The organism is Granulicella mallensis (genome assembly GCF_014203225.1).
GTDB classification, from domain to species: domain Bacteria; phylum Acidobacteriota; class Terriglobia; order Terriglobales; family Acidobacteriaceae; genus Granulicella; species Granulicella mallensis_A.
Genome location: NZ_JACHIO010000005.1, coordinates 267,747 through 289,636, shown reverse-complemented (window position 1 = coordinate 289,636; position 21,890 = coordinate 267,747). Strand labels below are relative to the sequence as shown.

At 57.3% G+C, this 21,890-nt stretch carries 25 protein-coding genes; 3 read left to right on the top strand and 22 right to left on the bottom strand.

Translation table 11 applies throughout. The features are described from left to right. Nucleotides 1–73 precede the first annotated feature (73 nt). Both HDF15_RS07555 and HDF15_RS07550 read left to right on the top strand, forming a co-directional pair. On the top strand, nucleotides 74–619 hold the full coding sequence (locus HDF15_RS07555) for a hypothetical protein (RefSeq protein WP_184254243.1): 546 nt from the start codon (nucleotides 74–76) through the stop codon (nucleotides 617–619). 3 nt (nucleotides 620–622) lie between these two features. Beyond that, the gene (locus tag HDF15_RS07550; protein WP_184254241.1) at nucleotides 623–1,348 is read left to right on the top strand and encodes a hypothetical protein; all 726 of its coding nucleotides are present in this window, start codon (nucleotides 623–625) and stop codon (nucleotides 1,346–1,348) included. 70 nt (nucleotides 1,349–1,418) lie between these two features. Here the strand turns inward: HDF15_RS07550 and HDF15_RS07545 are convergent, their stop codons facing one another. The 15 genes from HDF15_RS07545 to HDF15_RS07475 all read right to left on the bottom strand — a co-directional run bounded on the left by HDF15_RS07545 (nucleotide 1,419) and on the right by HDF15_RS07475 (nucleotide 12,690). Then, nucleotides 1,419–2,081 carry a hypothetical protein gene (locus HDF15_RS07545; RefSeq protein ID WP_184254239.1) on the bottom strand — a complete coding sequence of 221 codons (663 nt, stop codon included), beginning with the start codon at nucleotides 2,079–2,081 and terminating at the stop codon, nucleotides 1,419–1,421. 239 nt (nucleotides 2,082–2,320) lie between these two features. Continuing rightward, nucleotides 2,321–2,914: a hypothetical protein gene (locus HDF15_RS07540; protein ID WP_184254237.1), complete on the bottom strand. Its 594-nt coding sequence runs from the start codon at nucleotides 2,912–2,914 to the stop codon at nucleotides 2,321–2,323. Between the two features lie 193 nt (nucleotides 2,915–3,107). Continuing rightward, nucleotides 3,108–3,500, bottom strand: a complete 393-nt coding sequence (locus tag HDF15_RS07535) for a hypothetical protein (protein WP_184254234.1) — start codon at nucleotides 3,498–3,500, stop codon at nucleotides 3,108–3,110. A 232-nt stretch (nucleotides 3,501–3,732) separates the two neighbouring features. Beyond that, a complete protein-coding gene (locus HDF15_RS07530) occupies nucleotides 3,733–4,347 on the bottom strand; it encodes a hypothetical protein (protein WP_184254232.1) in 615 nt (204 codons plus the stop codon). 105 nt (nucleotides 4,348–4,452) lie between these two features. After that, the gene (locus HDF15_RS07525) at nucleotides 4,453–4,743 is read right to left on the bottom strand and encodes a hypothetical protein (protein WP_184254230.1); all 291 of its coding nucleotides are present in this window, start codon (nucleotides 4,741–4,743) and stop codon (nucleotides 4,453–4,455) included. A 19-nt stretch (nucleotides 4,744–4,762) separates the two neighbouring features. Next, nucleotides 4,763–5,344 (bottom strand): hypothetical protein, encoded by a 582-nt coding sequence (locus tag HDF15_RS07520; RefSeq protein ID WP_260330908.1) that lies wholly within the window; start codon nucleotides 5,342–5,344, stop codon nucleotides 4,763–4,765. 93 nt (nucleotides 5,345–5,437) lie between these two features. Then, entirely contained in the window at nucleotides 5,438–6,166 is a 729-nt protein-coding gene (locus tag HDF15_RS07515; protein WP_184254228.1) for a hypothetical protein, read from the bottom strand. Next, complete coding sequence (locus HDF15_RS07510; RefSeq protein WP_184254226.1) at nucleotides 6,163–7,074, bottom strand: hypothetical protein; 912 nt, start codon at nucleotides 7,072–7,074, stop codon at nucleotides 6,163–6,165. The genes HDF15_RS07515 and HDF15_RS07510 overlap by 4 nt, the downstream gene beginning before the upstream one ends. Then, nucleotides 7,071–7,721 (bottom strand): hypothetical protein, encoded by a 651-nt coding sequence (locus HDF15_RS07505; RefSeq protein ID WP_184254224.1) that lies wholly within the window; start codon nucleotides 7,719–7,721, stop codon nucleotides 7,071–7,073. Before HDF15_RS07505 ends, HDF15_RS07510 begins: the two co-directional genes overlap by 4 nt. Nucleotides 7,722–7,758: 37 nt before the next feature. Next, nucleotides 7,759–8,259, bottom strand: a complete 501-nt coding sequence (locus HDF15_RS07500; RefSeq protein WP_184254222.1) for a hypothetical protein — start codon at nucleotides 8,257–8,259, stop codon at nucleotides 7,759–7,761. A gap of 98 nt (nucleotides 8,260–8,357) precedes the next feature. Next, nucleotides 8,358–9,917 carry a type VI secretion system Vgr family protein gene (locus HDF15_RS07495; RefSeq protein ID WP_184254220.1) on the bottom strand — a complete coding sequence of 520 codons (1,560 nt, stop codon included), beginning with the start codon at nucleotides 9,915–9,917 and terminating at the stop codon, nucleotides 8,358–8,360. Between the two features lie 178 nt (nucleotides 9,918–10,095). Beyond that, entirely contained in the window at nucleotides 10,096–10,659 is a 564-nt protein-coding gene (locus HDF15_RS07490) for a hypothetical protein (RefSeq protein ID WP_184254218.1), read from the bottom strand. Then, nucleotides 10,647–10,832, bottom strand: a complete 186-nt coding sequence (locus HDF15_RS07485; protein WP_184254216.1) for a hypothetical protein — start codon at nucleotides 10,830–10,832, stop codon at nucleotides 10,647–10,649. The genes HDF15_RS07490 and HDF15_RS07485 overlap by 13 nt, the downstream gene beginning before the upstream one ends. Beyond that, nucleotides 10,822–11,385 carry a hypothetical protein gene (locus tag HDF15_RS07480; RefSeq protein ID WP_184254214.1) on the bottom strand — a complete coding sequence of 188 codons (564 nt, stop codon included), beginning with the start codon at nucleotides 11,383–11,385 and terminating at the stop codon, nucleotides 10,822–10,824. Before HDF15_RS07480 ends, HDF15_RS07485 begins: the two co-directional genes overlap by 11 nt. A gap of 135 nt (nucleotides 11,386–11,520) precedes the next feature. Further along, nucleotides 11,521–12,690 (bottom strand): glycoside hydrolase family 105 protein, encoded by a 1,170-nt coding sequence (locus tag HDF15_RS07475; protein ID WP_184254212.1) that lies wholly within the window; start codon nucleotides 12,688–12,690, stop codon nucleotides 11,521–11,523. A 143-nt stretch (nucleotides 12,691–12,833) separates the two neighbouring features. On the opposite strand from HDF15_RS07475, the gene HDF15_RS07470 reads away from it, so the two are divergent. Continuing rightward, entirely contained in the window at nucleotides 12,834–13,943 is a 1,110-nt protein-coding gene (locus HDF15_RS07470; RefSeq protein WP_184254210.1) for an SAM-dependent methyltransferase, read from the top strand. A 226-nt stretch (nucleotides 13,944–14,169) separates the two neighbouring features. On the opposite strand, the gene glk is transcribed toward HDF15_RS07470, so the two are convergent. From glk to rpiA, 7 genes are all read right to left on the bottom strand, one after another. Further along, nucleotides 14,170–15,213 carry a glucokinase gene (gene glk, locus HDF15_RS07465; protein ID WP_184254208.1) on the bottom strand — a complete coding sequence of 348 codons (1,044 nt, stop codon included), beginning with the start codon at nucleotides 15,211–15,213 and terminating at the stop codon, nucleotides 14,170–14,172. A 327-nt stretch (nucleotides 15,214–15,540) separates the two neighbouring features. Then, a complete protein-coding gene (gene pgl, locus HDF15_RS07460; protein WP_184254206.1) occupies nucleotides 15,541–16,356 on the bottom strand; it encodes a 6-phosphogluconolactonase in 816 nt (271 codons plus the stop codon). 26 nt (nucleotides 16,357–16,382) lie between these two features. After that, a complete protein-coding gene (locus tag HDF15_RS07455; protein ID WP_221314323.1) occupies nucleotides 16,383–17,072 on the bottom strand; it encodes an endonuclease NucS domain-containing protein in 690 nt (229 codons plus the stop codon). 98 nt (nucleotides 17,073–17,170) lie between these two features. Beyond that, entirely contained in the window at nucleotides 17,171–18,718 is a 1,548-nt protein-coding gene (zwf, locus tag HDF15_RS07450; RefSeq protein WP_184254204.1) for a glucose-6-phosphate dehydrogenase, read from the bottom strand. 93 nt (nucleotides 18,719–18,811) lie between these two features. Continuing rightward, nucleotides 18,812–19,717: a phosphogluconate dehydrogenase (NAD(+)-dependent, decarboxylating) gene (gnd, locus tag HDF15_RS07445; protein ID WP_184254202.1), complete on the bottom strand. Its 906-nt coding sequence runs from the start codon at nucleotides 19,715–19,717 to the stop codon at nucleotides 18,812–18,814. Between the two features lie 229 nt (nucleotides 19,718–19,946). After that, complete coding sequence (locus HDF15_RS07440) at nucleotides 19,947–20,813, bottom strand: oxidoreductase (RefSeq protein WP_184254200.1); 867 nt, start codon at nucleotides 20,811–20,813, stop codon at nucleotides 19,947–19,949. Between the two features lie 328 nt (nucleotides 20,814–21,141). Continuing rightward, nucleotides 21,142–21,822 carry a ribose-5-phosphate isomerase RpiA gene (gene rpiA, locus HDF15_RS07435; protein ID WP_184254198.1) on the bottom strand — a complete coding sequence of 227 codons (681 nt, stop codon included), beginning with the start codon at nucleotides 21,820–21,822 and terminating at the stop codon, nucleotides 21,142–21,144. Between the last annotated feature and the right edge of the window lie 68 nt (nucleotides 21,823–21,890).

Below are 21,890 nucleotides of genomic sequence, written 5' to 3'. Positions count from 1 at the left end.
GAGCAACCGCAGCCTGGGCTATACACTATTTGCGAATCAGCTCTATGGCTGCTCTTCTCCGCATCCAACGCACATGGCCTACCAAAAATCCGGCTGGGGCACTGCCCTCCTCATCACCTTCATCGCCGTTCTGTGCATCTGGGGTCCGCAGATCATGCACAAGCTCGACCTGGGCACCCCCAAGACCGCCCAGCAGCTTCCCGGCGACTGGCAGGGCTCCTTTACCATCAACGGCACCTACAAGCCGGCGATCTACGGTGAAACCTCCGGCCCCCATACCGGCGGCACCCTCTTCTTCCATGCCTACCGCATGAGCCCCAATCTCGACTGGATTGAGGCCAAGGGTGAAGTCTGCGTCAACGGTGAGTCCACGGCTCGGCCCCTTCAGATCAGCATCACCCATTACGACAGCGACGGTACCTTCTCCACGCCTCCAGGTACCACCCCGCCCCTGGGCGCCTTTCCCTGGCTGGGACGCCTCACTCAAACCAAAGGCGCTCCCGATACCCTTACCCTCGGCAACGACATCGAGCTCGCGATCCACGCCACGCTCCACCGCGGCACCCGCGCCGCCTTCCGAGCGCAATCCTCCTGTGCCCCGCCACCCGACAAGGACTAAGCCATGGCCGACACCTCCGACCGCTTGAACCCGCCGCGCCGTGTCTTCCACTGGCTCAGACACCCCTTCTTGCTCATCGTTCTCGGCCTTCTCCTGTACTGGGGCTGCTCCTTTCTTTATCACCTCGTCGTCCCCCGCCCTATCGCGGCTGTCTCCCCTGCCAACCCTAACGGGGAATGGATCGGCGAACTCACCATGGACGGCCGCCGGTGGGAGCCCAGCCTACAGGGCGACACCCCTGGCCCCCACCGCCACGCCATCCTTCGCTTCCGCCTCGAAGACGCCGACTCTTTTATGGACACCCACCACGGCCCCGGCACCATGATCATTCTCGGTGAAGGCATCACCCGCACGTTCCGCGCCATCAATTGGGAATCACACCCCGACGGCTCCATACGATTCGGGATCGACGCCACACCCGACGTCGTCCTCAGTGAGTTCTCCTGCGAAGCCGACGGCAACATCCTCACCTGTAAAACTGGCGACCCACTGGAGCACCGTCTCACTCTACGTCCCGGCACCGACGCCGATGCCAACGCCCTGCTCCACCGCGTCGAGCAGCAAGCCGCTAACGAGCCATCGCTCCCACCCCTGGCGACCGCCCCCAGCGTCTCCGACTTCGAGCGCGAACTGCACCGGCAGGAACAAGAAGACGACCAGGAAGAGCAAAATGAGGACAACAGTGCGGCCTCACCACACCATGCCCAAACTAAACATCGCCCTCATTAGAGCGATGTATCCCATGACTCGGGACGCCAGGTGAATATTGGTAGGAGTCTTGACCTGAGACTCCTACGCGCTATTGCGCCGGTTGTCGTGCCGACGCAGTCAGACTCGCGCAAGCCTGCTCGAAGTCTTGACGTGATCCGCGCCGGAGGTCACCCAGCAGGTACGGCTCAAAGCCGTGGTAGTCGGCTGCGAGGACGCCTTCATGAAGAGTTGCATCGAGATTGCCGAACTGCGATTGAGTGTCGTTGTAGAGGATGAGAGACATGCCAGCATTGGAGACGCGGTTTGTGGTGAAGGCGTAGTTGATTAGCTTGCCGTCACGACCGCACATCGTAACGGAGCCGCGCAGTGAGGCAGAAGCGATGTGAAATGGATCCAACGAGGTACGGACGAAGATGGCGCGCACATTGTCAAAGTCATCCTGCTTCTGCTGACGAAGCTCGCGGATGGCTTCCTGACGATCCGATTCGGCGACGAACGGGTTAGGCGAAAGATCGGGCGGCGCGGGGCGACTGGGTGGTTTCAGGATGCCGACCCATTCGCCTGTCAGCGCCGTGTCGGGATGCAAGCCTGGTGCGGCCCAGGAGTTGCGGTAGAGGCGCAGACCATAAGGAACACCAAGAAAGAGGCTGCCCAATATAAAAATGACTATAAAAAATCTGAGGAATTCAGCGGATACGATGATCCCCGGGCTCTTGGGAGTAACGGAAGGGGAAGGTGGTGACGGCTCCATGCTTATCCTTTTCCTACCTGCTGGGTGAAGATGTTGGCGATCATGTGCACGCGACCTGCAGACGCGCTCGGGATGATACTCCGGAAGCTGATGCAAATTCAGTATCAGCGGTGGAGTTCTAAATCCAGTGAAAAACCATGCAAATTACGCAGGCTTGCATCGTTGATAAGAGACGTCCGCATCCTGCCGACACAGATAGCCGGCCAGCGGGTCTTGAGCTAATGATGCGATGCCTTGTCCTACCTCAAGTTGCTGCAGAGTTCTTGAAAGCTCGTACCTTGATTTTTGAGAAGCACACCCGTGATCGTCTGATTTGGGGCATACTCCCAGTGAATGCTGAGCTGGCCAGGAACGAACTTAGCTCGTAACTGCGTCATCTGTGGCCCATTCAGATTACGCAGGACTACCGTCCAACTCGACGGCGCAAGGACTGCCTCGTCGTCATAATGAGATGTATAGTGCGTTCCAGTTGCGTCGCAGACTTCAACGACGCCCTTGAATTTGGGTACGCCCCAACCCATGACGGTAGACGCTGTCAGACGAACCGCAGCAGGCTTTGGATCGGGGGCGGGTGGAACACCTTGGCCTCCTTTTCGAGAAAACTCATAGAAGTCGGCCTTTCCTACAATTTGCACCTTACCCGTCCACGTTCCAGTCAGACTGTTTGGATTTGACGCAGCGCCTGCGATCGGCTGGGTAGTGCGGTTGTATAGATACGGAACTCCGTAGACCCCGCCAAGAACTACCAGCAGAAGCATTCCAACGGAGATGATAGCTGTGAAGAAGGTGATCATACTTGCAGATGCCTTCCCCGACTGTAGTGGTGCCGTCATCTTGCTACGCTCCTACCTGGCGCGAGAGAAGGGCCGGTTGCAGGAACTGAGTACGCACTCTGTTTCACTTTCTCGGTCATCGAGAAGTCTCCCTCTTACTTGAACTGCTTATAAAGAGCCAGCGCATCGGCATGAGTGCCCTTTTCCAGAACTTCTTGCATCTGGGCTTCCATGGTGTGGGTGCTCATACTCTTCATGGTGAGGGTCGTTCCATTGAGTGTGCCGCCGAAACTTTCCCATCTTGTTTCGCTTCGCCTGTGCCAACCATAAACCCGTCGAACTGCCCGGATGGAAACACACTGACGTTGATAACCTTAAACTCCTGGATAGGTCCATTATCTGTATGGATGGTGCCTGTTCCGCTATACCGGTGCAACATGGTGAAGAGATTGCGGCTCAGATGTAGCTCCACAACGGAATTGCCATAGCCTGCTTCGACCTCGCCTTGTTTGCTGCCAAGTGCTTGCACATCCCAAAAGCCGACCCAATCACCGGCTATGCTGGGACCGCTAGGTGTCGTTTTGAAGAACAGGAAATAGCTGCCAACAATTACCAGAACTACGACGGCTAACGAAACAACCTTCATGAAGTGATCCCCGAGTTTAAACTTACGAACGAAAGCTTATCTACACAGCGGTTTCAATCGTTTAAGCCAACGTCACGCGAAAAGAACTTGATTTGAAGTAAATTCCGTCTGCAGCAACGTTAGGTATGAGGATTAGCAGGCGCTGGTTGCGCGAATCCGGGGCGGTAAAGCCCTAGATACTTATAACCAGATCAGCTGCTTGTGCGGCGTTGTTGATCATGTTGGCGCTGCCTCAAGAGCCATCGTATTTCCGCCTCGCAGCCCGTGCGATAAATAAGCGGCTGTACTCCTGTTGTGTATTTGCCTTGTGAAGAGATCCCGAGACAGCCCAGTCCGGCGAACTCTTAAGACTTGAACTCGGCGGAACGACGGTGAAGACTCCATCGTGGAACCAGGCATTAACGAGTCGAAATCTGGGTTCAGCTTTAGAATCACTCGATGAATTTGGCTCGTTTACGTCAAAGTCCAAAAGATATTGTTTTGACCCATCATCCATGTACCCCACATGGACCGAAAAAGACCTGCGCTGCCCGCTCCCAGTAAACTCCAGTTCGCCGCGGCCCTCGTGGTTCTTGTTCAGGAACAGCAGTGTTGTTGGCGCCAAGGTAAAGCGGATTACGGCGCTATCTGTCAGATGCGGCAACCGATCCGCTTCCTCGTCGGTGGCATAGTTTGCCGTGTTCAGGCCCTCGAACTTGAGCTCTCCGACCCATTTGCCATCCATGCTGGTCGTGGAGGGAAGATACGTATTGTAAAGATTAATTGAAATGACTATGACTGGCCGCAGAAGCAGGAACGCGATCACTACGTTCCGCAGTGTTGCTCCGATGTGGATTGATCTACCCATTCGATCTTCCTTTAATTTCTACAGTCTCTTATCTGGCAAAGTGGACAAGCATAGGGGACCACGCAGCTCCCCGATAGACGGCGCAGGCCTACGGGTTAGAAAGCTCTAGTCCGACTCACCATACTGGACATAGTTAAATGTCCTGCTGTTGGACGCCTGAACGGCGATGCTGAGGTTGTGCCGCGATCCAATCGTGCCGACGATGGAGGAGAGCATCTGCTCGTAGTAGTACTGCTTGTGCGCGGTCACGTCCAGGCCGAAGCTGTCGCTCACGTAGGCAAATCCCACGATACGGCGAACAATTCCAAAATTCCGATTGGGTTCCGTTGAGGTCAAAGAGGTCCAGACATAAACCTCTATAGAATGGCGATTCTGATGCGGAGCCTCATCGGACATAGTGATCTCCTTTTTGCTGTCAGCGTGCGCTACTCAGGTTTTGAACGAGAGACTGAAGCGTAGCTTCATCACCACGCTTCAGCGAGCCGCTAATGCGATACGTCGTACCATCAGAGAATTCGTTGTTTCCAAAACTATCGAATTTCAGTACAAAGTCTGGAAAGCTGCGATTCCATTGCCCAATTATCGTCTCGTCAGTTCCACCAGCCAGCAACTGCTTAGAGCTCCAGCGTTTTCTAAACGCCCAACCGTCAGCTAAGTCAGAGATACCAAAAGTATGCCGCACGCCGTCAGCGTCGATGAGTACAGCAGTGGACTCGGTACGATCAAGAAATGAAAACCAAACCGGTGACAATTTCACTCGCATGACGGCAGTCCCTTGCGATTCCGTGTCATTCAGGTTGTCCTTCGGAACACTCTTCGTAATCGAGACTGTGCCCATCCAGTCGCCATACATACTGTCAGATGCTCTTACTGCACGTATCCGCGGGACTAGAATATATAACGCAAAGAAAACAATGATCCCAGCCACAAACAGCAGCTTTGATCTCATGCCACTTCCAACAGCGCGAAAACCCGCCAAAATTCTTTGCCACATCATTTGAGATTCCTTGTCGGCAAAGTGCGGCCTGGTGTGTTCGCTAATCGCTGTCTTGAAGCAGGAGTCCACCAGGCGGAAATCGGCGTTCCATTGCTACTCTTCCCGACGCTCAGGACGATGAATGCTCCCATTGGGCGACAGAATCAATAGGCCGCCGGCGTCCGGGCTTTCCTGAGCATAAGCGCCCATGCCACACATCCACTCGTCGAGTTGCGCAGGTGTGGCGGACAACAGTGCAGCGGGAGAAAGCAGCGGGATGTAAAAGCGTTCGCCGCGATAAGTGGGCGAAGTAATGGTGGGCAGCAGAAGCTGCGCGGTGCGTTCGGAGAAGGAGTTGAAGTCGGCTACTCCCCAGAAGCAAGTCGCGCATCCGCTGCCAAGGAGCTGCTGGACAGCGGATGCGCGCGCGCCCGGAGCGGCGTCCAAGCGGAGCAGTTTGTAGGCCGATAGGGGTGGCTCTTCACCCAGCAGAAGTGAGGCGCTCGCGTCCATGAAGCTTTCGCGTGTCCAAGGCGCGGGCGCAGGGCGATCGACCCATACCCCCAAGCCAAGCGAGGGTTTCCAGAGTCGTGTATTTTCGCGGTAAAGCGTGGGGATGGGCGGCTCGGACATGCGCCAGACGTGGAGGAAGACTTCCAGGTGAATAAGGCCGGTACACCCGAACTGCTCGTCGAGAACGGTGTGCCATTGCCGGGCATGTTCTACGTAGGTTTTGCTAGATGGGAATGCAGCGTTGGGTAGACGATGGAGCTGCCACTTCCCTGTTTCGGCCAGCAGTTCGAGCGGGGCGAGTTCCTGAGGGCTCGCAACGGGCCATGTCATATCTGGAATCCTTTGCGAGAGGCTGGATACTGTTTTCCTTCTTCACGCATGGTGGTCAGGACTTCGACCAGCAGCGGTTCGAGATCGCGCTGGAAGCTCATGATGACTCCTCCATCAGCAGGGCTTTCGTTGAGATAGAGGCCAAAGAACGAAAACCAGTCTTCGAGCAGCTCGGGTGAGGCGTTGAGAAAGTCCGAGGTCTTCAGGAGTGGCACGATGTACTGCAGGCCGATGTACTCCGGCTGTTCTTCCAGCCCGCGGCCAAAGAGGCGCTTGGATTGAGCGAGGAAGCTTTCCTGCTTGCGTGCGGCGGACTGCAGCATTGCGTCGAGATCCATGCCGGGCGGTCCGGGCAGGGCGGCGCGCAACTTCGGCGTAAGGGGAAGCGGCGCGGGTTTCGGCTTGGGATCAGGCAGAAGAAAGAGCGTCAGGAAGCCGCCATTGCCGAGAAAGGTTTCGACGTGGGTGGGAAACGTTCCGCCTTCCAGCCAATAGCAGTAATCAGCGACCGAGTCTTCAATGCGAATTTCCTTGCCGTCGAGGGCAAGCCGTTTGGCATCTTCTGCCGTCGGCATAGGCGGGGTCGGGGCATCGGGCGCGCGGGACAGGCCGAGCATAACAGGGTACTTTTCCCTATACCGCTGGAGTACCTCAGAGCGCCTGTTGGTAAACATCTTGAGCTGAACAAAGACCTCCGAACGCAGATCGGCCTTATTCTCTATTTGTGCCGCGAGGCGGAGATAGAAGTCTTGCAGCCAGACGCGTTCATTGTGCACCACGGGAAAGCCGGAAACAGGCAGCCAGTAGAGGAAAAAGTTTTGGGACTGCTCGGCGCGTACCCAGGGCAGCAGCATGGAGGGTGAGGCGGACAGACGACGTCGGCGTTCGAAAGCTTCCTGGCCGCTCATCCCAGGTGGTCCGAACTCATAGTGGCTGAGGCGTTGACTTCAGTTTCTACCTTGACGGCAAACCCGCAGAAGCCATCGACAAAACCTGCGACGTGGGAGCGCATGGCTTCCACCCGGTGATGAATAGCTTCTTGTTCGAGTTCGATCAAAGCCCCACCAGTGGCAACGCCGACCGCTTCAACCTGTGTGGTCTTGAAGGCGAGATCGAGCCCAATAGTATCCATGCTGATGACCTTCAGCGCTCCGTCGAAGCCTTTGTATTCATATTGGAAAGGCTCCGTAACCTCACGATGAACAGCATAGTCTTCGATGTCATGCCCGAAAACATGCAGCTTTCGATCCGTGTGAATTTCGGTGGTTTCAGTTCCCGTGACGGTGAGCTTGTGATCAAGATCAAGGTCGGTGGTGCGAGTTAACACCACATGCAGCTTGTCGGTCTTACTGATGGAGGTATCGCGTAGGCCGTCCACGAGCTCGGTGTAGTTGCCACGAATCGCCTTTTGATCGTTGCCAGCGGGTACGCCGAGTAAAGCATTCGGTCCACTAATGTTTTCCGGCTGCATGGAGCCCATGCTGATTGTCACGAGATCCTTGCTGCCCATATGAACTTTGGTGGTGGTAATCTCGACTCCCTGAAAAGGTCCCATCGTCAAATTTCTCCGGTATAGGTTGTAAGGTATGCCTTTACTTGCAAAGCTGGGCGAAGTCGGCGGCATCCGCGCGGTGAAGAATGCCACGAAGTTCCGCATGAGCAAGCGCTCCGCTGAAAAACAGCTTGCCATCTCGTGGGGAGATGTTGGCTGAGTCGATGCGAATGGGAAAGGCGCTCGGCGGATGCTGGTACACGTCCAGACCGGCGATTCCGTTTTCCAAGAGACCGTGATCAAATTTCGCCGTTGACCGAATGCCCTGGTCTGAACATACGGTCACCGTGCCATTGACTTGGTCCAACGTAGTCATCAGGCCACGGCTACTCTGTACCATGACAGCCCAGTTCCCTGTTCCTTCAGCGGGCATGTCCCATGCTCCCGGGGAATCTTGCGACGAAATGGCCCGTCCCACCCAGGTGCCCACAATCAATGAGGAACGATCAGGGGAGTTGGTCACAGCGTGCATAATTTTGCTGTACACCAGCGGGCCAGCAATGGCCAAGACGATGAAAAGGCCGAAAAGAAAGAGTCCCACGAGGCCTCCTGAAGACTTCGAGTTTGCCAACCTACTCTGCCTGATGTTTGGGGTGACTTGTTGATCCATAGCGATGCTATTTCCTTGTGTTGGGCTGCTTAGCCAATCTCGCGAGAGAAGAATTTCGACCGGATATGGACGCGTCCGGTAGGCGTGGATAGAACGATGTCGCCGTCCGATTCCAGCATGATCAGGCTGCGACCGCCGGTCGAAGAAGAATGCTCCGTCAGGGTAAGACGTGTTGATTTCGGGGTGGCAACTACGATCGATTCCTTTCCAGCGTTGTCGCCGATCTGGATGCGATTGCCGGTTTTGGTAATGAGGCGCTTGACGTTATTGTCTGGAATGGCCGCACCGAACAGTTCTTGCCGCGGTGCTTGGTTCACACCGTTCCAGAGCGAACCAATGATAACCGGCCGCTCGGGGTCGCCGTCTTCAAACGCCACCGCTACTTCGTCACCGACCTCGGGCATGAACATGAAGCCGCGATCCGGTCCCGCGTGGGGACTGGTGGCTCTTGCCCAATGGGTCGAGCCATCCTCTTGCCAGAAGAACTTCACCTGTACGCGGCCCATCTTCTTGGGGTCATCGTGGCCCGTAACACAAGCCGAGACGATGCCGTTCCACGTCCGCGCCTCTGGGGGGTTCGGGTTGCGGTAGTTCTTCCATGGGGTGCAGACGAAGCTATTCAGGTAGCCCTGCGGAGTCCATTGATGGACCACACGCACCAACCCATAGGTACCCTTGGCGTCGAGCATTCCTTCTACCGTCAGCGTGTTGCCGGCCATCAGGGACTGGTTACGCGAGGAGCCGGTGCCCGTTACCGCGCTGCCCATGCTGCGTTCGCTCTCGGACTGCAACTGGTCTGAGTAGTTGTCGAGCGTCATCGCACGAGCGCGCTGCGGCTCGAAGCCCGGCGGCAGCTGCGCCGAGGCCGCCTGTACCGCGCTCGTAAGCTGCTCGGCGGCGGAATAGAACTGCGGCGGCTTCGACAACTTCTCAAACGTGTTCGACTGCATGGCATGGTGATCGTAGTGCGAGCCCGAGAAGCTGGGATTGACCCGACGGCCGCGCAGACGGAAGCCGACCAGATCGCCTTCACCCCGCCACTGAACGGTGCTGCCCGTCTGGAAGCTGTTGAAGACTTCCACTCCCGTTTGGCTCGGACGCATCCAGGCGTCGTGGTCGTCGACGAGGCGATTTAGAAAACTCCAGTCCGACTCACCGTACTGGACGTAGTTCAACGCCTTGCTGTCAGAGGCCTGAACCGCAATGCTGAGGTTGTGCCGCGACCCAATCGTGCCAGCGATGGAGGAGAGCGTCTGCTCCGAGTAGTACTGCTTGTGCGCCGTCACGTCCAGGCCGAAGCTGTCGCTCACGGCGATTAACGTAGCCGTGTAGCTGCCCCAAACCTCATAGTCCAGCTCCACGTCATGGACGGAGCCCGAGAAATGAATCTGCTCCACTCCCTGGCTATCGGTCGTCTTGACCTCGACCGGCTTGCCCAGCAGATCTTCTACAGGGATGCGCTGGTCTTCGGTATTGCGACAGACAATGGTGCACCACCAGTGCTGGTTCAGCTCCTGAACTACTTCGACGGAGGCCAGAAGAGCAGCCCCAAGCATTCCATCGCCTATCTGTATCTGCGGAAGCGCCATCCGTGTCCTCTTAACTGCTCTGAAGGGGCAAGACCTGATAGCCAATCAGTCGAGCTTATTCTACTTGAGTTAGAAAGATGTCGAACCGGGCTCAAGGGATGCTTAGGCGTTCCCTGACTGGGCAGGGATTCGCCGGGGATCGTATTTGTCAGGATCGCACCTGAGCCCCTTTACCCCTCTATTTCTCTTTGGATTCGCCTGTGTCCGGCGTTGATGGCGCGTCATTCAGGTCTTTGATCTGCTCACGATAATCCTGAGTCGTGCCCGGCTTGAGTACACCGGTGATGTACATCTCGGGAGTTTCAAATCCCCTGATCGTAAGTACACCACCATCGAATCGACATTCCAAAGTTCCCGTAAGAGCATCGTCCTGGTTCAATCCCTTGGTTCGAACACTGAAGGAACCCTGATGCGGGTCGAACGGAGTCATGAAGTTTTCCGTCTCCACTCCCTTCACATGCCCTTCCAGATCGGTGATTTCTCCTCTTGCCTGCAATTTCGACAAATAAGAAAATACAGCCGGCTTAAAGGTAAGCGTGATGATGCCAGAACCATGCTCATAGGACGGAGGTTGGTGCTTGCCCTCTAGCGGCTGGAGTTGGACGATCCCAACCCACTGCCCGATCAACGCGGATCGCTCTTCCTGCTTGCCGAAGCGTGCGTGCATGTATCCAGAGAGAAACGGATAGAACATGCCAAGCACGAACAGCGTGATCAACGTTGCCGGAATTAGACGACGCATCGATGAATCCTTCCCTGCCTGGGAGTGGAGAACACCGCTTCACGATACGCCATCAGCCGTGCTCTCTCCATCATGCCTGCAATCATGCTAGTGGTCTCATCCGCTGCGCTGATGTCAGCCTTCGCCTGAAACGGCGGGATTGCTGTCGATGGCACTACGGACCTATCGGGCATGCGTGTCCCCTTGCGCTGGAGTAGTCGGCATGTCTTTCATCTCGTTGACGCGTTGTTGATAGGAAGTGTTATCACCGCGCCGTAAAATGCCCGTGATGTAGAACTGCGGAGTCCTGAACGACGTAATGGTGAGCGTGTCTTTGTTGAACCTGCCTTCCAGGGTGCCGGTCAGGGCGGCGTCGCCTTTTGTGCCTTCTGTGCGAACAGAGAAGTGCCCTTCCTGTGGGTTGAAGGGAGTCATAAACCCTGAAGTCTCCATCCCCTTCACGTGATACTCGTAGTCGGTCATCTCGGCTGTACCTTGCAGCTTGGAAAGATAGGACAGCATTGCCGGTTTGAATGTGATCGCCATGATCGCTGCGCCATGTTCCTCGGACGGCGGCTGATGCCGCCCTTCGAGTGGCTGCAGTTGGACGAGGCCAACCCACTGCCCAATCAGCGCGGATCTCTCTTCCTGCTTGCCGAAGCGCGTGTGGACATATCCAGAGATAAAGGGGTAGAACATGCCAAGCACGAACAGCGTGATCAACGTTGCCGGAATTAGACGACGCATCGACGATCCCTTCCCTGCCTGGGAGTGGAGAATACCGATTCACGATACGCCATCAGCCGATCTCTCTCGCCATCCTGCCTGCCATCATACGCAACGGCTGCGGGCGGTTTCCCTGCGTCCCCTGACCTACAAGGCTTACTTCATTCGAGCGAGTTCCGAGCCTGCCAGCAGGAATCCCCCCACACCGTATACGTAGCTGCTGGAGACACCCACGGCATCCGGAGCGGCACCGATGGGCTGGATCGAGCCCAGCCTGCCGTCGGCGTACACATGCGTCAGCATTCCGGCCCAGGCCTTCGTTACTGCCGGCAGAAACTTCGCTCGCGGCAGACGTCCGGTGTTGATGCCCCAGGCCATGGCGTAGGTGTAGAACGCTGTACCTGAAACCTCAGGCTCCTTGTAAGACTCCTGGTCGAGCAGCCCCGTCCGCCACAAGCCATCGGGCTGCTGCAGCCCGGCGACACGGTCGGCGATCTCGCGGAACTGCTGCTCGTACTTCGGACGCGACGGATAATCCTTGGGCATCGTCGTGAGCACACGCACCAGCGCGCCGAGCACCCAGCCGTTGCCGCGCGCCCAGAAGAGCTTCTGCCCGTTAGCCTCGGTCTTCTTCAGAAAGGTAGCGTCACGCGTGAACAGATGCTGCTGCGGGTCGTAGAGCTCCGCCGAAGTCACCCACCACTCGTGGTCCATGTAATCGAGATAGCGGCGATCGCCCGTGATGCGTGACAGCTCCGTCAGTACCGGAGGCGCCATGTAGAGGGCGTCGCACCACCACCAGACGTTCTTCTTCGGATCGTCAGGACGGGCCACCAGGCGGTCCATCGTGGCGCGCACGTCGGCGATCTTCACAGGTTCGGGCGCACGCTCATAGAGCGCCAGATAGCTCTTGCCGATTGCCTCATCATCCGCGTGCGGGAAGCGCGACTGCACCAGCGTCCATTGAAATTTATCCGCCGCCACATGGGCTACGGCATCACGGTATTTGGGATCGCCCGTGGTCTCGGATGCTGCCAGCAGGCCGTCGTACAGTGTGGCGAAGGTCCACTGCTGGTTGAACTTCGATTCGGCCGCGAGGAGCTGCCAGTCGGCCACCTTGCGCATGGCTTTCCGTATGTCCCTGGAGTCGAGCTTCGGCGAGAGATCAGTGGCCAGCGGTCCAGGGTCAGAGGGAATACTGCCGGCGGCTTCACGCTCGACGGCTCCGGCGTCATGCTTCGCAGGGGCCTGCGCGTTGGTTCCGGAGACGAGGGCAAAGGCCAGCATCAGGCTGCCGAAAAGAACTACGGTATTGCGACGATTCATCGAACCACTCCATCAGTCGGGCAAATGCAAGATAGCACGTAGAGGGAGTCTTTGGCTCTGTCTTTCGTGCAGTCAAGCGGTTTTATGGGATCGACCGGGGCAAGCCCTGGAGGGTGCCCGATTCAAGATCGGTACGGAACGCTATGCTCGAACGTCTGATTTACCGGTCGTTCAGACTACTGGATTACCATCTCCGCATGGCGGATGAATTGACGCAGCCAGTTCCACACCCTGGCCTGCCCTCGCGAACTTCTATCCTCGTTGCCGCAGCTCGTGCTTTTGGCTCCCGCGACCCCGATGCTGGTGTAAGGAATCCAGATTTTCTTGCGGATACTTTGATCGGGCCCGATGAGTTGGCCCTCATTAGCGATCACCCACTCAGCACGGTCTTGACGCAGGATTATGCAGAGGCCAGCCAGAATCCAGCGGTCGTCATGTTGGCGAGCTTGATGATCCTGCGAACCCGCTTTATCGACATTGCCTTGAAGAGGGCAGTCGAAGATGGCGCCACTCAAATCGTTATTTTGGGAGCCGGGTTCGATAGCCGCGCCTATCGTTTCCGGGAGCTATTAAAATACGCCCACGTCATTGAGGTGGATGCCAAGCCGACCCAGGAGTACAAGAAGCAGCGTATACAAAAGACCCTGGGCGAAGGTCTACCGAATCTGACGTACGTGAGTATTGATTTCGCGAGAGATGATGTCAGGAAGGCTCTCCAGGCGGGAGGCTTTCGTGAAGGGGCGAAGACCTTTTATATCTGGGAGGGCGTCAGTATGTACCTGCCGGAGAAGAGTGTCTGCGAGATGCTGCAGCTGGTCGCCTCGCATTCAGCGCCGGGAAGTTCGATCGTCCTTGATTACGCCAATAGCCTCGGGATCGAGCTCACGAAGCTGGCTTCGCAGGGGCCCGTCGGAATAGCCGCCTCGTGGGGAGAACCCTGGATCTTTGGGGTTCCGGGTGCGAATGGAGAGGACTTCTTTCGGGAGCTTGGATTCGATCCCGGCGTGCCTCTATCGATGTACAACCCAGAGGTGATGAAGCGTTACGCAGTTCGCGCCGACGGCACGACCTATGCTGCCCATGTGATCGAAAAGGCGCGGGCCGAGGCACAGGCACGGAATCAAGCCGGCAATGCACCTCAGATACCTGCTGGACTCCTGGAGGCGCAAAAGGCTATCGCTGCTGCAGGTGGGGTCTATTGGCTCACGGAGTTGACGGTTCCAGCCGCTTCTAACTCAACAGAAGTGGTCTAGGGAGTGTCATCCAACGTACGTTGAGATTCGAATCGAGTGAAACAGAGAGCCCTGAAGGCCCGATCTATCATTAGTACCGCGATAGGTCGCCCCTTCAGGGCTTGATCTCTGTGAGGGTCCGTAACCCAGGGCTACGCCCTGGGCTGAGATATATCGCCCCTTCGGGGCTTGTTTTCGTTCTTACAATTGAGTTCGCAGGGCTCCATCACTGCTACGGGGCATGATGCTACGACGCATGAAATGAAGCCGCACGTTCCGAGTGTCCGGAGATCTCCGCCGCGCGAGCCTCGGCATAGGCCGCCGCGCCCAGCAGAGCGCAGGTGTCGTCGAGGATGATGCGCACAGGAATCGTTTCGAGCAGCGGCGACAGCCTTCCCTTGTCGAGAAAGCCCTGCGTAAAGGTGCCGTTCTGCATCGTCTTCAGGATCTTCGGAGCGATGCCGCCGCCAAGATAGATTCCCCCCGCTGCGAGCACCTTCAACGCAACGTTGCCTGCCTCCGCGCCAAAAGCCCCGGTGAAGATCTGCAGGGTTTCGAAGCAGATCTCGCTTGATCCATCCTCGGCGCACTGGCCGATCACAGCGTTCGGGTCTTCTGCCGCCATGCGGTCGCGCAGCCAACTCGGCTCTTCCATCTTCTGGTCGTCGCGCAGGAAAGAATAGACGTTCTTGATGCCAAGCCCCGAGACAACACGCTCAAAGCTGACGCGTCCGGCAAGTGTGCGGCGGAGATATTGAAGAAGAGCAATCTCGCGGTCGGTCCTCGCCGCGAAGTCCGAGTGGCCCCCTTCGGACGGCAGCGGAATGTGCTGATGACGCAGGCTGTCCCAGATCAACAGGCACTCGCCCAGGCCAGTGCCCGCCGATACCAGGCCGCGATGCCCTATTGCTCCCGGGTCGCCCTGGTGCAGCGTGAAGACCTTGGCAGGCGCGAGCTCCGGAATGCCGTAGCCGTTCGCTTCGAGATCGTTGATCAGGAAGATGTGCTCGATGCCGAGCGACTTCTGCAGATCGCGCGTGTCGAGCGTCCAGGGCAGATTCGTGAGCTTCAGACGGCCATCGCGCACAGGTCCCGGGCAGCCGAAGCACGAGGCGACGATCTCCTTCTTGGAGGTCTCTTCGCTGGCAAGAAACTCTTCGACGATATCGTCGAGACACTTATAGTGCGTCGCGGGAAACTTGTGATCGCGAACCGGCACGAGCTTGCCGCCCGCGAAGTTGTAAAGAGCCAGATGGACTTTTGTGCCGCCAACATCACCTGCAAGAATCATGTACGCCCCTAGGTCTGCGTGAACTGACCTGTTTGAAAATATAGCCTTCAAAGATTACTGAAAGGTTGTAGCGAGCTGATGAGAGTTACCTCGGACACGGAGCGCGGCCAATTATTTGCGGCGCACCCGGTGGCATTCCCTCAGTGGCTAAAGCCGCCTTGCATGGAGACATTTACGGCACGGGTAAACCCGTGCCCTTAACGAAACATAGCTTCCCAGTAATCTTTTCAAGCTAAAGCATTCAAAACAAGCCGAAGCCTCGGCTCTACTTTCTACTTTTTAACGGTTCATTGTCTACTGCAGTTGCTTCTTTAGAGCTACAGTCTTTTATATTTCCAGCATGCCCACTTTATGGCTTCCATCGGGCGTAGTGAAGATCTCGCTTGCCTTGGGCAGCTTGCCCGCGGCAGCTTCGTCGAGCAGGAAAAGCAGCTTGCCGTTCGAAGGACGGATCAGTTGCGATGGCAGACGTTCGGGATCGCGAGGGCCCGTCAGCACTTCAGCCAGAATGTCCGTCTTGCTGGGACCTTCGATCTCAAATGCCACTTCCGTCGCCTGGTTGATGACCGGCCAGGTCAGCGAGATGCGCCAGGTATCCTTCTGCGGAACGTGGTTCGCGATGACCAGGCGATTCAGTTCGTCCAGCCCGGCCGTGTTGGGAAACAGCGATGCCGTATGGCCGTCGGGGCCCATGCCCAGAGCGATCAGGTCGAACACCGGGGACTCTGCGCCTTCGAGCTTCATCGTGTTGCGGAGCAGGCTCTCGTAGCGTGAGGCGGCCTGTTCAGGATCGAGCTCGCCTTCCATGCGGAAGACATTGGCCTCGGGGATCGGCACCTTGCTCAACAGCAGGTCGCGGCACACACCGTAGTTCGACTCCGGATGATCCGGCGCAACACAGCGCTCATCCACCCAGAAGAGCTGCAGCTTGTCCCACGGAATGGTCGTGAGGAACGGCTGGGACGGATCGGCCAGCAGCTTGAAGGTCGCCTGGGGCGTCGAACCGCCGGAGATTGCAATGCGGGCAATGCCGCGCGTAGCGACAGCCTGCTCCACGCGCGCAGCCAGCAGCCGCGCCGAAGCCAGCGCAACCTCAGCCGGCGAAGACCAAACCTTGTATGTAACAGTGACGGGACGCGGCATAATGTTCTCAGTTCTCCGTTGTCAATTTATATGTTGTGCGACGGAACAGACTTGAGTTGAAAACTCACTTCGTATTCGAAAAGACTTACATCTGGAATAACCGATACTGCATATTTCAAGTTTTCACTAATCGACTTCGCAACAATGACGCCTTGAATCTTTCGATCTTTGCCAATAGTTTGTTTTAGCCACCCCATATAACGAGTCAACTGACCAATCGCATGATCAGGACTGCGAGCACGCTTTAGCTCGAAAACTACAAAATCACCGCCATCATCAATCGCAAGAATATCTATTGGGCCAACAGCTGTGGGGAATTCGATGCCATCTCGCCCAGAAGGGTCAACAAACAAACGGACTTTCTTTCCCTCGACAAGGATGCTTCCTAGATTTTGCGCCAAGAAGTCTCGTAGCTGATATTCCAGAGCAAACGTTGCTTCGGAAAGAGCCTCATCATCCGACTCTTCGCCACCTAATATCTCACCTATAGTCGAACCAAGAGTTGCACTACTGGGTACGATAAGTCGTTCCTCATCGTCCGTGACATTTACCGACCATCCCATTTTCTTCAGAGCGTTTCGTAATTCATGAGACGTTTTGGATGTTCCATCAAAACCCACAGGAAGATGTTCTGGATGCTGACGCAACCACTGCTTCATTGGGTAAAATTCAACCCCACCGTCTTCCTTCGGAATCACAACATTGAAACGCTTCATAACGGCTCTTTAGCGATGATCGGCTTTGAGTAAAAAGCTCGTCGTCTCTTTAGAAAAGGCCAAGAAACGACGAGCTAGCTACTCTTCGAAAAAACAACTTACAGCTTCCGCCACTTCCGGCCGTCGCTCTTGAGCATGGCGTCCGAAGCTGCCGGCCCCCAGGTTCCCGCAGCGTAGTTCGGGAAGTCCTTGACCGGGTCCTTCGCCCAGGCTTCGAGCAGCGGAGTGATCAGCGACCAGGTCGCCTCCACACCGTCACGGTGAGCGAACAGGGTTCCGTCGCCGAGCATGGCATCGAGCAGAAGACGCTCGTAGCCGTTCGCCGAGGAAGCGCCGAACGCATCGGCATAGCTGAAGTTCATGTTCACCGAGCTCATGCTCATGTTCGGGCCGGGGACCTTCGCCGCAAAGCGCAGCGCGATGCCCTCGTCCGGCTGAATGCGCATGGAGATGACGTTCGGCTTGATGCCCTCTGCGCCCTTGCCTTCGTGGCCCTTGAAGAGCAGCAACGGCGGCTGCTTGAACTGGATGGTGATCTCCGTTACACGCTTCGCGAGGCGCTTGCCCGCGCGGATGTAGAACGGAACGCCGGCCCAGCGCCAGTTTTCGATCTCCAGCCGCAGGGCGGCATAGGTCTCGGTCTGCGAGCGCGGATGAACGCGATCCTCCTGGCGGTAGCCGATAGCAGGCTTGCCGTCGACGTTGCCGGGGCCGTACTGGCCGCGCACCGTGTCGGCCGGGTGGATCGGCTGGATCGCCTTCCATACCTTGACCTTCTCGTTGCGGACAGCGTCGGCCTCGAAGCTGACCGGCGGCTCCATCGCGACGAAGCTCAAGAGCTCCATCACGTGGTTCTGCACGACGTCGCGTAGCGCGCCGGCACCTTCATAGAAGGGTCCGCGGCCTTCGATACCGATCGACTCTGCAGCCGTGATCTCGACGTGGTCGATGTAGTTGCGGTTCCAGACGTGCTCGAAGATGCCGTTGGCGAAGCGGAAGACGAGGATGTTCTGCACCGTCTCCTTGCCGAGGTAGTGATCGATGCGGAAGATCTGGTGCTCGTCGAATACCTTGTTGACTTCGTCGTTCAGCGCGCGTGCCGACTCGAGATCGTGACCGAAGGGCTTTTCGATGACCGTGCGGACCCAGTGGTTAGCGCCCTCGACGGGCTTGTTCATCTCGTGCTTGCCGAGGTAGGAGACGATGTCGGAGAAGTACTCCGGCGCGACCGCGAGGTAGAAGAGGCGGTTGGCCTTGGTGCCGAACTTCTCGTCCATCTCGGCGAGCTTCTTCTTCAGGCCTTCGTAGGCTGCGTCGTCGTCGAAGTTCATCGCGTAGTACTGCACGCGGTCGACGAACGGCGCGAGCTTGGCTTCGGTCTCATCAACGCCGCCGCCCTTGATGATGCCGTCCTTCATGTCGGCCGGAAACGTGGTCTCCAGCGAGCGCCGGGCGACGCCGAGCACAGCGAAGTTTTCCGGCAGGAAGCCAGATTGCTCCAAGTGGTAGAGCGCAGGCAGCAGCTTGCGCTTGGTCAGGTCACCGGAAGCTCCGAATATGACCACGATGCATGGATCGGGGCGGCGCTCCAGGGACTGGCTGGCCTTCATCGCCTCGGGACTGATATTGACTTGTGTTGTCGACATAATGCTCCTCGGTTGTGAGAGCGTAGAGTGTAGAGAATAGAGGATAGAGAGAACGCTCTATCCTCCACACTCTATCCTCTATCCTCTGTTCTCTTAGCTCTTCTTTACTGCGTGTCCACCAAACTCGTTCCGCATGATGGAAAGCATACGGTCGGTAAAGTTGTTGTCCTCGCGCGAGCGGAGACGGCGAATCAGCGACTCCGTAATGACCGGCGCTGACACGTTGAGATCGATAGCTTCGAAGACCGTCCAGCGGCCTTCGCCGGAGTCCGGCACATAGGCCTCGAGACCATCGAGCGTGGGGTTCTTCTTGAGGGCGTCAGCGGTCAGATCGAGCAGCCATGAACGGACTACCGAGCCGTAGCGCCAGATCTCGGAGATCTGTGTCAGGTCCAGCGCGAGCGGGGTCTTCGCCTTCATGATCGCGAATCCCTCTGCATAGGCCTGCATCATGCCGTATTCAATACCGTTATGGACCATCTTGACGAAGTGCCCTGCACCAGCGGGACCAACGCGTCCCCAGCCCTGGTCGGCTGCAGGGGCGAGTGTCTCGAAGATCGGACGCAGCCGCTCGACGACATCTTCGTCACCTCCAATCATCATGCTGTAGCCTTCGGTGATGCCCCAGATGCCGCCCGACGTTCCGACGTCGACGAACTCGAAGCCTTCGTGCTTCAGGGCGTCATGCCGTCTCTGCGAATCCTTGTAGTTCGAGTTTCCGCCGTCGATGAAGATATCGCCCTTCTGCATGAGGGGCTTCAGCTTCGCAATCGTCTCGTCGACGGGGTCACCCGCCGGTACCATGATCCAGATCGCGCGCGGCGCCTGGAGATTCTTAACGAGGTCTTCAAGCGAACTCACGCCGACGGAGCCTGCGTCGTTCAGCTTTTTTACAGCGTCGGCTGAAAAATCAAAGCCGACTACTTTGTGCCCGGCCAGGCGCAGGCGCTCTGCCATGTTGCCGCCCATCTTGCCGAGGCCAATCAATCCGAGTTCCATGTGTCATCCTTACGCGTTTTGAACGCCTCTTAGAGAGTAATCCGAACTGCTGTCAATGAGAAATGGGGAGACTCGGAACATTTCAGCGGCAGATCGGAAAGCGGCGTTTCGCCCGTTCAAGCGAACAGCGTTTGTTTTGAAGGGTATGGCGTTCAACCCCTACAGATACCGGCTGCAAAAAATAATGCCGGAGCCTGCAGGGCGGGATCGAAATCCCGCCCCTTTATCCTTACTCTCCTTCAGGAAAATCCGCGCCAAGCGTTACCGGTTCCCAGGCTGCGAGCTCCTGCGTAAACTCGTCGAGTTTCGCGCGGAAGCGCGTGAGCGCCAGCTTGCCCAGCAGCAGGTGCTTCGGCGTATTGGGGGACGCCACTGCGGCGATAATCGCCTGCACCGCGCGGACCGGGTCACCCACCTGCTTGCCGTCGTTGGTCTTCATGTATTCGCGGGTCTTGCCGGCAGTCTCATCGTAGTCGGCGATGCGCGTGGGCACCTCCTGGCCGGAACGGCCCAGGAAGTCGGTACGGAACGGGCCGGGCTCGACGATCAGTACCTTCACGCCCAGCGGGGCGAGTTCGACAGAGAGCGCCTCCGAGAAGCCTTCGACAGCGAATTTTGTGGAGTTATAAAATCCCCAGCCGGACAGACCGACGAGGCCGCCAATTGACGAAAGATTCACGATATGGCCGCTGCGGCGCTCGCGAAACTGCGGCAAAAACGCCTTGGTGACGCGGATGAGGCCGAAGACATTGGTCTCGTACATCGGCATGAACTCGGCTTCGGTAACCTCTTCCACCGCGCCCAATACGCCGTAGCCGGCGTTGTTTACCAGCACATCGACGTGACCGAACTTTGCCAGCGTCTTCTCGACGGCCGACTGTACTGTGTCTTCCCTGGTGACGTCCAAAGGCAATACCAGCGCGGTCTCGGGATACTTTGCCGCCAATGCACTCAACTGCTCGGGCTTGCGCGCGGTAGCGACGACCTTCGCGCCACCGGCGAGCAGTTGCTCGGCCATCTCACGGCCGAAGCCTGTGGATGCGCCTGTGATAAACCAAACTTTTCCTGCCTGCGTATTGCCTGTCGAATTGCTCATGCGTTAAAGACGCGCGCGGTAGGGGTTGCGATGCAGGTCTGTTTTACGGAGTCAATAAAATCGCCAGCAGAGGCTGCTTGCCGTTTCGTTTTGCCGTTGTCCTTGCCTTTCTGGTTGTCATTCCGACCCTGAGCGTAGCCGAAGGGGAGTGAACCTGCTTCCTCCCGCTTTTCGTTCATGTCACCAGAAAAGTACAGGTAAAGCCAGAAGGGATCGTGCTGGAACGCGAATATCTGTGGTGGTACGAGCGAAGAACGGGAGACAGCAGGTTCACTCGCTGCGCTCGGAATGACAACCAGAAAGGCAAGGACAAAGACAACGGCAACAACTACGGATACATCTCCGTCACGCCACCATCCCCCGCAATCAGCGCCAGGCTCGCCATGTTCAGAAACAGCCCATGCTCTACCACCCCGACGATGTCGCGAATGGCAGCCGCCGTCGCTGCAGGATCCGGGATCTGGCCGCAGGCGCAGTCCAGAATGTAATTTCCTTCGTCCGTAAGATAAGGTCCCTCGCCGCTCTTTGCCGGTCTCTGCGACGGATTCAGCCCCAGCGCAGCCAGCTTCGAGTGCACCAGCGGCAACGCCATCTTGATGACCTCGACAGGCAATGGAAACCGCCCCAGTACCTTTACAACCTTCGTCTGGTCGACCACCACGATGAACTTCTTCGCCGAACTCGCGACGATCTTCTCACGCAGCATCGCACCGCCGCCGCCCTTGATCAGGGTCAGGCCCGGAGCCACCTCGTCCGCGCCATCGATGTACACATCCAGCTCCGGCAGCTTGTCGAGTGTGGTGATGTCCATGCCCAGGGACGCCGCCAGATTGTGGCTCGCATCGCTCGACGCTACGCAGCGAATCTTTAAGCCTTGTTTTACGCGCTCACCCAGAGCCTTGATAAACAGCGTCGAGGTCGAGCCGGTGCCAAGGCCCACGGCCATGCCGTCTTTCACGAACTCCACGGCCCGTTTGCCGACCAGTGCCTTTGCTTCATCCTGTGTCATATTGCCACCTTCTGAGGGCTCAGGGTTTAGGGCCCAGGGTTTAGAAAGCTTACTTAACGGCTCAGGGC